This is a genomic window from Bacillus marasmi (assembly GCF_902168435.1).
GTDB lineage: Bacteria > Bacillota > Bacilli > Bacillales > Cytobacillaceae > Bacillus_BU > Bacillus_BU marasmi.
The window spans coordinates 133079-146823 of the sequence record NZ_LR656165.1; the positions used below are offsets into that span (position 1 = coordinate 133079).

Genomic DNA, 13745 nt, shown 5'->3' on the forward strand with positions numbered 1-13745 from the left:
TATTTTTCGAAAAATTATTCTAAATAAGCACCCGATTCTCGATTTTTCGACAATATCATGGGTATATTTAACACAAAAGAGCACCCAAATTGAGTGCTCTTCCCGTTATGATTAAAATTGCATTAATGTTAATAAATCGTAATCTCTTAGTTTGCTTCGACCTTCTAAATAAGAAAGCTCAATTAAGAAGGCGATTCCAGCAACCTTACCGCCTAGCTGTTCCACTAAACGAATCGTTGCATCAATTGTTCCACCTGTTGCCAATAAATCATCTGTAATCAATACTCTTTGTCCTGGTTTGATCGCATCTTTATGAATCGTTAGAACGTCCTTACCGTATTCCAGTCCGTATTCTGCCTTTACCGTTTCACGAGGCAACTTTCCTTCTTTACGAACAGGAGCAAAGCCTACTCCTAAAGAATAAGCAACCGGACAGCCTATAATAAACCCACGTGCTTCAGGTCCGACAACAAGGTCGATTTGCTTTTCGCGAGCATATAAGACAATTTGGTCTGTCGCATATTTATATGCTTCACCATTGTCCATCAATGTAGTGATGTCCTTAAATTGAATTCCTGGTTTTGGCCAATCTGGTACGGTTGTGATAAATTTCTTTAAATCCATGCGTTTATTTCCTCCTCATTATGAACAGACCCTTGAATCATTTGATCAAACCAGCCTTTTAATTGCTGATACGATGAGAATAATAAATCTTTTTCAAGGGAGAATTGCGCCAATTTCATTTGGTACGTCTTCGATTCTGATAAATCTCGTTTCTGTGTTGATTTTTGCAAGGAAATGAGTCCATTGTTTATTGTAACAAAGTCCAATTCAAAAAACACCTGTGACATAAATTCTATTGTTTCCTTTGACCAGCCGCGGTTTTTCGCGAGCAAATGCCCATGCTGAGTCATGTTCAGCGGCCCTTTCTTAGCCAGAAATGCATAAAACCATTTAAAGTGTTCCCGTGTTGGCACGGTGCTAAAAAAGTCGCTGTCTCGCTTATAAAATTGAACATACACACGGGCTGGTTTTTTCCCGATAAACAGCTGCTCAATTATCGCTTTTGTTGGTGGCATATCCACGACGACGATGTTTTGACCGTCAAGCTCGATTGTTTTCGCGTAATCCTCTGTTTCAACACAAATTACCTCTTCATTTTGGTGGTCAGGTATCAGTGCACAATGTGCGGAATGAAAAACAATCCATTTCCTTTGGTGCTTCGGCACCGATTCCACATATTGAATTTGCTTTTTATTACCGCGAAAATCAAACAACTGCCATGATGCCACTGCCATATCTGCCAGAAAGATTTGTGGTTTGCGCATATTATTCCACTCATTTATCGATAATTCTCCTATCACCGATAATTTCGCATTAGGCGCAATATGCTCAAATAGGTGACCAAGGCCAAAGCCAACACCATCAAGCTTGGCCGAGCTTTCAGCTAAAGTAACCTTCAAATGATTTTGCTCAGAACCTATTTTTCTAATCGTCTCCAATTCAACCGAGTCAATTAGCACCTTCGGCTTAGGATTATCAACTCCATATGGAGACAGCATTTGCATCTCCTCAATGGCTTTCAAATCAATATTGGTCAATGAAACGGCCGTATCAATATTTACAACTGGAATGAAGTCTTCCTCTGTCAATTGCTGCTTAGCCAGTGCGTTCAACCTTCCTCGCAGCTCGTCCACGTCCTCCATTTTCAAGGTCATCCCTGCTGCCATTGGATGCCCCCCGAAATGAGGTAATATTTCCCGACAGGTTGATAGATTTTGAAACAGATCGAATCCAGCGATACTACGGGCTGAACCTTTTGCCAGACCTTTCTCTAAGTCATAGCTTAAGATAATCGTTGGCCGGTAAAATCGTTCAACTAGCTTTGAAGCTACAATTCCGATAACCCCAGCATTCCATCCTTCTTTCCCTATCACCAAAACCGCATTTTCCGAGATTGGATAGTTTTCCTCCACCTCTTTTATCGCCTCTTCAGCAATTTGATTTACAATGGCTTGGCGCTCTTTATTCAGCTGCTCCATTTCCTCAGCTATCGTTATCGCTTCATTTTCATCTTCTGTTAATAATAAATCGACGGCAATATCAGCACTTTCTAGCCGACCCGCTGCATTGATTCTCGGCCCAAGCGTAAATCCAATCGTCTCTTCGTTAATCATTGCAGGATTAACTGACGCCAACTTCAGCAAAGCTTGTAAGCCAATATTGGTTGTCGTTTTCATCTTTTGGATGCCGCGCGTGACAATGAGGCGATTTTCCCCTGTAAGCGAAACAAGGTCCGCTACCGTACCAATCAAGACAATCTCAAGCAGATGTTCAGGTACTTTTCCGTATAAGGCATGCGCTAGCTTGAATGCCACTCCGACACCAGCCAATTCGCGAAATGGATAGGTGCTATCCGGCAATTTCGGATGGATTATCGCATAGGCTTCGGGGAGTGTTGGTCCCGGTTCATGGTGGTCGGTAATAATTAAGTCGACTCCTAAATCCTTAGCCACTTGAGCTTCATGCAACGCCGATATCCCTGTATCGACTGTGATGATTAAGCTTACCCCACTACTTGCTAAATTCTTAAATGCCGCTTCATTCGGTCCGTATCCTTCAGTAAATCGATTAGGAATATAGTAATGAACCTTCGCCCCTAAATCTTGGAGCGTTTTCATCATAACGGTCGTGCTGCTTACACCATCAGCATCATAATCTCCAAAAATATAAATTTGTTCCTGGTTCTCTATCGCATATTTAATTCTACTGACAGCCTTATCCATATCCTTGAGAAGATAAGGGTCGTGGAAGGATTGATCTTTTGTATATAAAAACTTTTGTGCCTCTTCAACACATTCAATGCCACGATTGACAAGAAGTGAGGCTACAAGTGGTGAAATTGCGAGTTCTTTCTGTATATGTTGAACTTTTTCTTCATTAGTCTGCCGAACCATCCATCTAGATTTTGATTTTAACATTCGTTTTTCACCCCTCAACCTTCTTATTATACAAAAGCAAGTCAGGGGTTTCAATGAAAGTTCCCGTTAATGGAATATAGAGATGATTTGTAATTGACGGACATTTCACGCTTTGGGTATTGGGTGTTTATCCGCGAATTTCGGGATTTATCCGTGGATTTCGGAATTTATCCATGGATTTTTTAAAATTTATCCGTGGATTCGTAATAAGACAGCCCTAAGTGACCTATTTTGATGCCAGTACATAAACTGAGGGCACTAAGACTGCTCATAAGTGACCTGTTTTTTCGTCAACTCATAAATAAGGGTACTTTGAACAATCATAAGTACCCTAATTTCTTGTCAGCGCAAAATCGAGGGTACTTAACAACTCTACTATTAAAACAGTAAATTGCATTTAAACAAAAAAACACTCCCAGCATTCCGACAAAAGCTGGGAGTGTTCAATATGATTATACTTGTGGTTGATCGTTATTTTTGCGTTTTTCTTTGTAGGTGATTAACACACCTTTTTTCTTCAGTTCCTTATGCTTCCATTCCACCCAGAGCTGTGCGGCAATGTAAATTGAAGAGTAAGTACCAACTACTAATCCAACGGTCAAGGCGATGGCGAACGGACGAATCGTTTCACTACCAAAAATGAATAGTGCCACAACCGTCACCGTTACCATTAGCACCGTATTCAAGGAACGGCCTAATGTTTGACGAATACTTGTGTTGACGATATCCACGATTTCTTCATAAGTCTTGATCCGACGGCGTTTTTGCATATTCTCACGCATCCGGTCAAACGTTACAATCGTGTCATTTATCGAGTAACCTACGATTGTTAACAGCGCAGCAATGAAGGTAATATCAACCTCCAGCCTTGTTAAGCTGAAGACCGGTATGACAAAGAACGTCGCGTACAATAGGGCAATAATCGCTGTGACTGCCATTGGCAACTCGAATCGGAAAGTTACAAAGATAATCAGCCCGATTGAGGAAAGAATCAAAGCGACAAAAGCATTTTTAGCTAACTCTTTACCGACGGTCGGAGTTACGCTACTTACATTTGGTTCAGAACCAAATTCATCTTTAAAGTGAGTTTTTAACTCAGAGATTTCTTGTTTAGTCAGAATCCCCTTGAAGCGGGCAACGCCGACATTTTTATCCTCACCGGAAATGACGATATCGTCAGTTTTTAAGTCTAATTTTTCCAGCTCGTTTGAAAATTCTTCAGCAGTAATACGGTCTTTTGCTAGTACCTCAACACGTGTACCACTCGTAAAATCAATCCCTAAATTCAAGCGGAAGACAAGCAGGATTGCAATACCAGCAACTAACATCGCAGCGGAACCGATAAAGAACTTGCGACGGTGCTTAACAAAATCAATCCGATCGAATTTTGTAGGTAAATCTAACGTATCAATATTATCGTTAAGGCTGTGGATATCACGCTTCTTAACACCGAACCAACCTGGTTTATTTTTCAGCCAATTGCTGTTGACCCAAAGTCCAAGCAACCATCTTGATAAATAAACGTTGGTAATAAAGCTGACTAAAATACTGATGATAATCCCGGTGGCAAACCCTTTAACTGAGCTTGTACCGTAAATAAATAGGACAATACCAGCAAGTAGCATCGTTAAGTTGGCATCAGTTACCGTTGATAACGAGTTATCATTTCCGGCATTGAACGCCGACTTAATTGATTTACCAACTTTAATTTCCTCACGAATCCGTTCATAGGTGATGATATTGGCATCTACGGCCATACCCACCCCAAGAATTAACGCTGCAATTCCTGGAAGCGTTAGAACAACGCCCATTAAATCAAAAATCAATAGTGTAATAAAACTGTAAACAGTTAGTGTAATAGTAGCGATAAAGCCTGGGAAACGATAGTAGGCAATCATATATAGGAATACTGCCAAAATACCAATAATCCCTGCAAAAACCGTCTCGTTCATCGCTTGTTCACCAAGCTTAGCGCCTACAGAGGTTGAATAAATTTCATCAAGGTTAACAGGCAACGCACCTGAGTTTAACAAAGCAGCAAGTTCTTTTGCTTCTTCAACTGTAAATGCCCCAACGATAGAAACTTCCTTCTGTGGAAAAACTTCATTTACGCTTGGTGCAGAAAGGTACTTAGGATTTTCCTTCGTAATTTCTGCCTTAAAGGAATCCTTACCTTCTTCAAAATCAAGCCAAATGATAAGCACATTATTAGGAGCCATATCGACAATTTCTTGGGTTACATTACGGAATAAATCTGCATCCTTTAGTTTCAGCGAAACGCTAGGTTTTCCGTTTTGGTCAAAGGTTTGACTCGCTCCACCCTCAACGAGGTCAGCCCCGTCCAACATGACACGGTCATTGTAATCACGGAACGATAAATTTGCCTCAGTCGAAAGAATTTCCCGAGCTTTGTTTTGATCGGTAACACCAGCGAGCTGAACGCGAATCCGGTTTTCTCCTTCAATTTGGATATTCGGCTCACTTACCCCTAATACGTTGACACGTTTATCTAACGCTTCAGCCGTATCAGCTAATACCTTATCGGTAATTTTTTGCCCTTTTTTTGCTGGAGTTACTTCATAGAGAATTTCAAATCCACCCTGAAGATCTAAGCCAAGCTTAATATCCTCAATGATGTTTTTTGTTGTCGCCCCCATCACTCCACCGAACACAACGATGAAGATTAAAAAGGCAATAATGCGACTCCGTTTTACCATTATGTATAAATCCTCCCTTAGTAGAAAAGCGCAAGCGCAAGCAGATCGGCTTAAGACTTCGGGCCGATGGCCGCCTTGGGCTAGACAAATAGAAAAGCGCAAAAAAAAATCAAGAAAAGTCAGTATTGTCATTATGAAACAGTTAAAAGTGGAAGTCAATTCCACTTTTAAAATGTCAACAAAAGTTAATATTCATTCATATTTATCTAAGTAACGCTTTACGATCCTCTTCATTTTCCAAATCAAATTCTGGCGTTCGGAACGCTTCCACGGTTGCATAGCTCATGTATTGACCAACCTGAACACCTAAAACATCTCGAATGATTTCATAAAGATGGATATCTTCTTTTACTTTACGCCATTGTTTGTTTATTAAAAAGTCCCAGACTTCTTGCTCTGACACTGATTCATAACCAAGTATTTGAAACTCCGATACCTTACTTTTTAACGCTGGGCTTACTAATTCACGAAATCTTTCGTACTCATGAGTATTTTCCATAATATCCGCCTCCAAGCATAAGTCTCTTTTTTATTGTATCAGCGAAACAACTTGTCATGCTTTGTCCACTCTCTTGCATATAGTTAATTGTATATGATATCAGCATGTTTGAGAAGGTTGGGAGCCCAGATGTCTAAGTTTTTAAAAGGAACTGTAATTCTTCTAATTTCGACCTTTGTGACCAAGGTATTGGGGTTTATCAATAGAATCGTCATAGCTCGTTTCATTGGTGAAGAAGGTGTTGGCCTTTATATGATGGCTATACCGACCTTTACTTTAGTCATTACGATAACACAATTAGGGCTGCCTGTTGCCATTTCCAAAAGCGTCGCAGAAGCAGAGGCAAAAGGCGACAATAAAACAATAAAGAAAATCTTAATCGTATCCTTATCGATTACGCTTTTGTTATCAATCATTTTTACCCCTGCCCTATTATTGTTAACACCGTATCTCGCAGAAACTTTATTCACGGATTCGCGGACCCTTTATCCACTGCTTGCGATTGCACCAATTGTTCCGATCATTGCTGTGTCATCGGTGTTACGCGGTTATTTCCAGGGGAAACAAAACATGAAGCCTACTGCAATCGCTTTAGTACTCGAACAGTTGGTCCGCATTGCCTTAATTGCAGCGTTTACTAAAGCATTTTTACCATATGGAATTGAGTATGCGGCCGCAGGAGCTATGTTTGCTTCCGTAATCGGTGAATTAGCATCACTGATTTATTTACTAACTTCGTTTAAATTAAAAAAGCGCTTTAAGCTACGTACTAATTTTTTTAAATTTGTCCATTCAGGAAAACAAACCTTTCACGAGCTCATGAGTGTTGCTTTGCCAACAACCGGCAGCAGAATGATCGGGTCAATTGCCTGGTTTTTTGAACCAATCGTTGTCGCTCACAGTCTTGCTTTTGCAGGAGTTGCGACGATTGAGGCAACAAAACAATATGGAGCTCTGACCGGATTCGCGATTCCAGTTCTAATGCTCCCCTCGTTCATTACATTATCGTTATCAACTTCACTCGTTCCGGCCATCAGCGAGGCAAATTCGAACAATAACAAAAAACTTATCGAGCATAGGCTACAGCAAGCCCTAAGATTGACCTTTCTGACAGGCGGAATATCAGTCGTTCTCTTGTTTGTGTTGGCAGACCCTCTGATGGAAGTTATGTACGGCTCAACAAGTGGCTCAGGTTTTATAAAAATCATGGCCCCGTTTTTCTTATTTTATTATTATCAAGGACCACTGCAGGCTGTTCTTCAAGCGTTGAATCTGGCTCGTGCGGCAATGATAAACAGCTTAATTGGATCAGTTGTAAAAACCGGGGTTATTTTTCTATTGGCAAGTCAGCCAAGCTTCGGCATAAACGGGGCAGCCTTAGGAATTATTACTGGCTTCGTACTTGTAACCTTCCTGCACTTTGCCACAGTTTTAAAGACTATTTCATTTTCATTTTATGTTCTCGAATATTTAAAAACATTTATTGTTATAGGTGTCACAGGCTGGTGCGGTTTCTGGCTCTTAGAGCACTTCTCCCTACAAGTGCCGCTTGGCTTAAAGCTGTTAATTACAGCTGGTGAAATGGCTTTATTTTATACGGTTCTCCTGTTTGTGTTTAAGTTGCTGCACAAAGAAGACATTCGTTGGATTCCAGTAATTGGTAAGCCTTTAGCTAATTGGGTCTTCAGATAACGTGATACAAGGTCTTGATTTCCCTTTTATTCATCATGAATTACTGCTCATCAATGATATCTATGAAAAATTCACCATCTTGGTAGCTGCAAAAAGAAATATCTTTTGGATTTTGGAAGCCACGCTTTCTTAATTCCTGGCGGAGCCATAAATTCGTTTGATTTATTTTTCGGAGGTTTTCCTCAACGATTTCCCCATCAATGATTAATGGAATCGTAAAACCTCCTTCCTGCTCTCTCTGATCGCCTTGACCGTTCTTTTCGAGCACAGACAGCTTACCTGATGTCTCTAAAATCGCAAACTCAACATCAGCTATACTTCTGATATTCTGTTCTCTTAACTGCAACAATAAATCATCAAAATTATAGCGTTGCTTTCTCATCTCGCGTTCATCAATTTTGCCGTTATTTATGATAATTGATGGCTTACCATCGATAAGATCGCGGAACTTCTTACTTTTTAGTGATAAATAGGCAAAAACCATTTGTATTCCCATTAACAAAAGCATTGGGACAATAGATCGAAATACCGAATCCTTTGTCTTGTCTATCGATAGTGCCGCCATTTCAGCAATCATCATGAAAACTACTAAATCTAATAAACTCAATTCACCAATTTCCCGCTTTCCCATTAAGCGAAACATCAATAAGATGAGCAAATAAAGTAGAATTGTGCGAACGATGATAATAAAATATTCTTCCATCCTTTGCCCCTCCAGTCATAGTCAGACATAGTTTACGCAAACTGCGTCAAAACATAATGGAATTTGGGCTTTTCCATTTATTATCAGATTTATGAATCTCTGATTCTAATCCTATCGTTCGGCGAATATGCTTGTACTATCAAATACTGAAATCCAATAGACTCAAAATGAATTCTATTGGTATTTAAGAAGGGAGAGGATGATCATCGCATCCAGAACATTTGGCTTAGCTGTATTACACGGCTTAATTGCCATTTTTCTATTGGAAATTGTAGGTAGCCTAATTTTTTCCTTCATTTTAAAATTAACGTCTGTCCAAGAATCTGGACTACAGGTTGTCATTACTGCTGCTTCATTTATCGCTTTATTTGCAGGAGGATTTATTTCAGGAGGAAAAGGAAAAGAAAAAGGCTGGATGCTTGGGGGCTTGACTGGGCTACTTTATTCCTTAGTCATCTTCTTATTCCAGTATCTTGGCTACGATCGACTCTTTGATCAGCAGCAAATCATCTATCATGTCTGCTTCATGCTCATCGCGATGATGGGTGGAATTTTAGGTGTCAACCTTACATCAAAATCAAGAACATCTGCTTAACAGTGAGTGCTAAAGTCGCCCTTAAGCTAGACACAAGCAAAAAGGAAGCGAGCATAATAGCTTGCTTCCTTTTAATTAGTTATTTTCTGCTACTACTTCACGAATCGCATTGCGATCGTAAGTTAAACGGCTACCATCGCCACACTTGATTACTACTGTTGCTTCATCTAGTGAATCAACAAATCCGTGGAGTCCACCAATTGTGACTACTCTGTCACCCTTTTTCAAATCGCTTTGCATCTGTGTTACTGCCTTTTGTCGCTTCTGCTGAGGACGAATCAATAAGAAGTAAAACAAAGCAAACATCAGAACTAATGGTCCAACTGTTCCAAGTAAGTTTTCCAAACCTTTCAGCTCCTTTCACTAGTTAGCAGTTTTTTTAAAAGTTCTTTGCATCAGGCTTGTTGAAGCCGTATTTTTCAAAAAACTCTTCTCTAAAGTCACCTAAACGATCTTCACGAATCGCTTGTCTGACCTCTTCCATCAATTTTATCAGAAAATGTAGGTTATGATAAGATGTTAAACGTATTCCGAATGTTTCGTCACAACGAATTAAGTGGCGAATATAGGCTCTAGAGTAATTTTTACAAGTATAGCAATCGCAGTTTGGATCTAATGGTCCAAAATCCTTCGCGAATTTTGCATTTTTAACCACTAAACGGCCTTCACTTGTCATCAATGTACCATTTCGGGCAATTCGAGTTGGCAGAACGCAATCGAACATATCAACACCACGAATAGCACCATCAATAAGTGAATCTGGTGAACCAACCCCCATTAAATATCGCGGTTTGTTGGTCGGCAGCATCGGTGTGGTAAATTCAAGCACGCGATTCATTACATCCTTCGGTTCCCCTACGGATAATCCACCAATCGCATACCCTGGAAAATCAAGCGAAATAAGGTCGTTTGCACTTTGACGTCGCAGTTCCTCATATTCTCCCCCTTGAACAATTCCAAACAAACCTTGATCCTCTGGACGCTTATGAGCCTTCAAGCAGCGTTCTGCCCAGCGAGATGTTCGTTCAACTGATTTTTGCATATATTCAAATGTGGCTGGGAAGGGTGGACATTCATCAAAGGCCATCATAATATCTGAGCCTAAATCATTTTGAATTTCCATCGCTTTCTCAGGAGATAAAAATAATTTATCACCGTTTAAATGATTGCGGAAATGAACCCCTTCTTCTTCAATTTTTCGGAATTCACTTAAGCTAAATACTTGGAATCCACCTGAATCGGTCAATATTGCGCGATCCCAATTCATAAATTTATGGAGCCCACCTGCTGCTTTCACGATTTCATTACCCGGACGAAGCCACAAGTGGTAGGTATTACTTAAAATAATTCCGGCTCCCATCGCTTTTAGCTCTTCTGGTGACATTGTTTTTACAGTCGCCAATGTGCCAACCGGCATAAACGTTGGCGTGTCAAACGAACCATGTGGTGTGTGAACGCGTCCAAGTCTAGCCCCTGTTTGTTTACATGTTTTTATTAATTCATAACGAATAGCAGACAAACTCTTGTCCTCCTATTATCCTTTTTTTATCATCAAACTATAGTATCAACATCGCGTCGCCGAAGCTAAAGAAACGATAGCGTTCAGTAACAGCAAGCTTGTACGCCTCTAATACATGTTCCCGTCCTGCAAGCGCACTAATTAACATAATTAAAGTGGATTTTGGCAAATGGAAGTTTGTTACCATGCCATCAATCGCCTTAAATTCATAGCCTGGGTATATAAATATATTCGTCCATCCATTCAACTCAGCAAATCCGCCATTATGAGCTGAGGCAATTGTTTCCAGCGTTCGAGTTGAGGTCGTCCCCACCGAAATAATTCTTCCGCCCGAAGCGCGCACCTCATTTAGCAGCTGCGCTGTCTCTTCTGACATTTGATAGTACTCAGAATGCATTTCATGCTCATGAATATCGTCAACACTGACCGGACGGAATGTACCAAGCCCAACATGAAGAGTAATAAATGCAAGCTTCACACCCTTTTGCTTTAGCTCTGCTAATAGCTCCTCGGTAAAATGGAGACCGGCTGTCGGTGCAGCGGCAGAGCCTATGTCCTTTGCATATACGGTTTGATAACGGTCACGGTCCTCGAGCTGCTCCTTAATGTATGGAGGAAGTGGCATTTCTCCTAAAGAATCAAGCACTTCATAGAAAATTCCTTCATACTGGAAATCTAGCTTTCGCCCTCCATGGTCGCTTGTCCCCACGCAGATAGCAGTAAGACGTCCATCACCGAAGCTGATTTTCGTCCCCTCTTTAATCCGTTTTGCCGGCTTAACCAAGGTTCCCCATTGGTCACCTTTGTCATGCTTTAACAGTAAAACCTCAACATGAGCGCCCGTTTCTTCCTTTGTGCCGTAAAGCCTTGCAGGAAGTACCTTCGTATCGTTTAAAACAAGACAATCCCCTGGGCGAAAATACTCAGCAATATTTTTAAAAATCTCATGCTTAACTACACCTGTATTCTTATCTAGTACCATTAAGCGACTGTCGGTCCGATTTTCTAGCGGCACCTGCGCAATCAGCTCTTCTGGTAAATCAAAATCAAATAAATCAACTTTCATACTATGGTCACCTTTACCTATAACGTACTTTAATTCTTACTGCCATTTATCGAAAACGGCCAATCACATAAAAAACAATCGATAAAATAACGCTTAATAAAATCGACGTCACAACTGGAAAATAAAAAGTTGTGTTGCCCTTTTTAAAAACGATATCACCAGGCAGTTTTCCTAAATGAATAAAATTCATGATGAATCCGATAACAAAAATGATTGCTCCAATCATCATAATGGTTTTCGCCATACCTGTCATTAATTATCAGGCACCTCCAGATTAAAATGACGATAAACTAAATCAGTCACGATACGGCCGCGCGGTGTTCGCTGCAAAAAACCAATCTGCAGCAGGTACGGCTCATATACATCCTCAATCGTCGTCGACTCCTCACCGATTGATGCGGCAATTGTGTCCAATCCGACTGGGCCTCCTCGAAATCTTTCAATGATCCCTTTAAGTAATTTATGGTCAATATGGTCAAGACCTAAACGGTCAACCTGCAATCTCTGTAGCGATTCATTAGCCATGGCTAAATCTATATGACCCGTTCCACGAACTTGGGCAAAGTCCCGCACCCTTCTTAGAAGGCGATTGGCAATCCTTGGCGTTCCCCTTGAACGGCGACCGATTTCCTCAGCTGCCTGTGGTTCAATTTCCGTATCAAGAATTTCTGCGGTTCTTGCTACGATATCCGTAAGCTGCGCCACATTATAGTATTCGAGTCGTCCATGAACACCGAAGCGATCCCTTAACGGTGCTGAAATCGAGCCAGCTCTCGTTGTTGCCCCTACTAATGTAAATGGAGGTAAATCAAGACGTACTGAGCGTGCGCTTGGACCTTTGCCAATGACAATATCGAGGCAAAAATCCTCCATGGCTGGATAGAGCACCTCTTCAATCGATCGCTGTAGTCGATGTATTTCATCAATGAAAAGGACATCCCCAGGCTCAAGAGAAGTTAGAATCGCCGCTAAGTCTCCTGGACGTTCAATTGCCGGACCAGAGGTAGTTCGGATATTAACGCCCATTTCATTAGCAATAATGGTTGCTAGTGTTGTTTTTCCAAGCCCCGGTGGACCATACAACAAAACATGATCCAGTGTTTCCTGACGAAGCTTTGCTGCTTTAATAAAAATATCTAGATTTTCTTTGATTTTATTTTGTCCAATGTACTGGGTTAATGTTTGTGGCCGTAAGCTTTGCTCATAGGAATCATCCCGGTCGTCCGCTTCGGCAGAAATAAGCCTATCATCCATGAGTTCTCTCACCCTTTTTGTGTATCAATCTTCTATCTTAACAGCTTTTGTAAGGCTTTCTTTATATATTGGTCAGTCGAAAGCTTTTCTTTTTGCAACTCAGGGGCAATTTTTCGAATTTCCTTATCAGAATAACCAAGCGCTTTAAGTGCAAGCTCAGCTTCCTCCCATTCTGCTAACGATGGCTGTTGGAAGCGGTCCTCACCCGCCGTAAATAAATCTGGGAAGTAGTCCGGAACAATCGCTTGTAGCTTTCCTTTTAAATCAAGAATCATTTGTCGAGCGGTTTTCTTGCCAACTCCTGGGAATTTAATCAAGAATGCTTCATCTTCGCTTTCAATTGCAGCAATCACTTGCTCAGGATTTCCAGATGCAAGAATCGCGAGCGCTCCCTTCGGTCCAATCCCCGACACATTAAGAAGTTTCGTAAATAGCGCTTTTTCTTCCTTCGCTTGAAATCCGTATAGTGCCATAATATCTTCGCGCACATAATGATAGGTGTAGATTTTGATATATTGACCGATTTGTCTTGAAAAAACAAACGGATTTGGCGTGATAATTTGATAGCCAATCCCCTGATTCTCAACGACGATGTACTCTGGTCCTACTGATTCAATGCTGCCTTTTATGTATTCAAACAAATGCTTTCTCTCCTCAAATTTCACTGTTACTCATTGTATCATATCATTTTTCGCAGCATGAACAAAAATCTTAATGTC

The 13745-nt window shown here is 40.8% G+C and carries 13 protein-coding genes; 2 read left to right on the forward strand and 11 right to left on the reverse strand.

What is annotated here, in order from left to right; translation table 11 throughout:
* Positions 1 to 111: 111 nt before the first annotated feature.
* The 4 genes from FXW34_RS02865 to FXW34_RS02880 all read right to left on the reverse strand — a co-directional run bounded on the left by FXW34_RS02865 (position 112) and on the right by FXW34_RS02880 (position 6197).
* Positions 112 to 624, reverse strand: coding sequence for an adenine phosphoribosyltransferase (locus FXW34_RS02865; protein ID WP_147532467.1), 513 nt, complete (start codon positions 622 to 624; stop codon positions 112 to 114).
* Positions 615 to 2981 carry a single-stranded-DNA-specific exonuclease RecJ gene (gene recJ / locus FXW34_RS02870; RefSeq protein ID WP_147532468.1) on the reverse strand — a complete coding sequence of 789 codons (2367 nt, stop codon included), beginning with the start codon at positions 2979 to 2981 and terminating at the stop codon, positions 615 to 617. The genes FXW34_RS02865 and recJ overlap by 10 nt, the downstream gene beginning before the upstream one ends.
* 452 nt (positions 2982 to 3433) lie before the next feature.
* Positions 3434 to 5698, reverse strand: coding sequence for a protein translocase subunit SecDF (gene secDF / locus FXW34_RS02875; protein WP_147532469.1), 2265 nt, complete (start codon positions 5696 to 5698; stop codon positions 3434 to 3436).
* A 202-nt stretch (positions 5699 to 5900) separates the two neighbouring features.
* A complete protein-coding gene (locus FXW34_RS02880; protein ID WP_147532470.1) occupies positions 5901 to 6197 on the reverse strand; it encodes a post-transcriptional regulator in 297 nt (98 codons plus the stop codon).
* Between the two features lie 129 nt (positions 6198 to 6326).
* On the opposite strand from FXW34_RS02880, the gene spoVB reads away from it, so the two are divergent.
* Positions 6327 to 7889 carry a stage V sporulation protein B gene (gene spoVB / locus FXW34_RS02885; protein WP_147532471.1) on the forward strand — a complete coding sequence of 521 codons (1563 nt, stop codon included), beginning with the start codon at positions 6327 to 6329 and terminating at the stop codon, positions 7887 to 7889.
* Between the two features lie 40 nt (positions 7890 to 7929).
* Here spoVB and FXW34_RS02890 read toward each other — a convergent pair whose 3' ends face one another.
* Positions 7930 to 8592: a DUF421 domain-containing protein gene (locus FXW34_RS02890; RefSeq protein WP_147532472.1), complete on the reverse strand. Its 663-nt coding sequence runs from the start codon at positions 8590 to 8592 to the stop codon at positions 7930 to 7932.
* Between the two features lie 199 nt (positions 8593 to 8791).
* On the opposite strand from FXW34_RS02890, the gene FXW34_RS02895 reads away from it, so the two are divergent.
* Entirely contained in the window at positions 8792 to 9187 is a 396-nt protein-coding gene (locus tag FXW34_RS02895; RefSeq protein ID WP_147532473.1) for a TIGR04086 family membrane protein, read from the forward strand.
* A 75-nt stretch (positions 9188 to 9262) separates the two neighbouring features.
* On the opposite strand, the gene yajC is transcribed toward FXW34_RS02895, so the two are convergent.
* The 6 genes from yajC to ruvA are packed head-to-tail and all read right to left on the reverse strand — an operon-like array spanning position 9263 to position 13667.
* Positions 9263 to 9532, reverse strand: coding sequence for a preprotein translocase subunit YajC (gene yajC, locus FXW34_RS02900; protein ID WP_147532474.1), 270 nt, complete (start codon positions 9530 to 9532; stop codon positions 9263 to 9265).
* 34 nt (positions 9533 to 9566) lie between these two features.
* On the reverse strand, positions 9567 to 10706 hold the full coding sequence (tgt, locus tag FXW34_RS02905; RefSeq protein WP_147532475.1) for a tRNA guanosine(34) transglycosylase Tgt: 1140 nt from the start codon (positions 10704 to 10706) through the stop codon (positions 9567 to 9569).
* Between the two features lie 37 nt (positions 10707 to 10743).
* A complete protein-coding gene (gene queA, locus FXW34_RS02910; protein WP_147532476.1) occupies positions 10744 to 11772 on the reverse strand; it encodes a tRNA preQ1(34) S-adenosylmethionine ribosyltransferase-isomerase QueA in 1029 nt (342 codons plus the stop codon).
* A gap of 46 nt (positions 11773 to 11818) precedes the next feature.
* Positions 11819 to 12025 carry a DUF2905 domain-containing protein gene (locus FXW34_RS02915; RefSeq protein ID WP_147532477.1) on the reverse strand — a complete coding sequence of 69 codons (207 nt, stop codon included), beginning with the start codon at positions 12023 to 12025 and terminating at the stop codon, positions 11819 to 11821.
* A complete protein-coding gene (ruvB, locus tag FXW34_RS02920) occupies positions 12025 to 13026 on the reverse strand; it encodes a Holliday junction branch migration DNA helicase RuvB (protein ID WP_147532478.1) in 1002 nt (333 codons plus the stop codon). Before ruvB ends, FXW34_RS02915 begins: the two co-directional genes overlap by 1 nt.
* A 32-nt stretch (positions 13027 to 13058) precedes the next feature.
* On the reverse strand, positions 13059 to 13667 hold the full coding sequence (ruvA, locus tag FXW34_RS02925; protein ID WP_147532479.1) for a Holliday junction branch migration protein RuvA: 609 nt from the start codon (positions 13665 to 13667) through the stop codon (positions 13059 to 13061).
* Positions 13668 to 13745: the final 78 nt, after the last annotated feature.

What these genes read in the sequence shown, in the direction of transcription:
- FXW34_RS02865 (WP_147532467.1), bottom strand. Translation starts at nt 624, where the DNA reads ATGGATTTAAAGAAATTTATCACAACCGTACCAGATTGGCCAAAACCA.
- recJ (WP_147532468.1), bottom strand. Translation starts at nt 2,981, where the DNA reads ATGTTAAAATCAAAATCTAGATGGATGGTTCGGCAGACTAATGAAGAA.
- secDF (WP_147532469.1), bottom strand. Translation starts at nt 5,698, where the DNA reads ATGGTAAAACGGAGTCGCATTATTGCCTTTTTAATCTTCATCGTTGTG.
- FXW34_RS02880 (WP_147532470.1), bottom strand. Translation starts at nt 6,197, where the DNA reads ATGGAAAATACTCATGAGTACGAAAGATTTCGTGAATTAGTAAGCCCA.
- spoVB (WP_147532471.1), top strand. Translation starts at nt 6,327, where the DNA reads ATGTCTAAGTTTTTAAAAGGAACTGTAATTCTTCTAATTTCGACCTTT.
- FXW34_RS02890 (WP_147532472.1), bottom strand. Translation starts at nt 8,592, where the DNA reads ATGGAAGAATATTTTATTATCATCGTTCGCACAATTCTACTTTATTTG.
- FXW34_RS02895 (WP_147532473.1), top strand. Translation starts at nt 8,792, where the DNA reads ATGATCATCGCATCCAGAACATTTGGCTTAGCTGTATTACACGGCTTA.
- queA (WP_147532476.1), bottom strand. Translation starts at nt 11,772, where the DNA reads ATGAAAGTTGATTTATTTGATTTTGATTTACCAGAAGAGCTGATTGCG.
- FXW34_RS02915 (WP_147532477.1), bottom strand. Translation starts at nt 12,025, where the DNA reads ATGACAGGTATGGCGAAAACCATTATGATGATTGGAGCAATCATTTTT.
- ruvB (WP_147532478.1), bottom strand. Translation starts at nt 13,026, where the DNA reads ATGGATGATAGGCTTATTTCTGCCGAAGCGGACGACCGGGATGATTCC.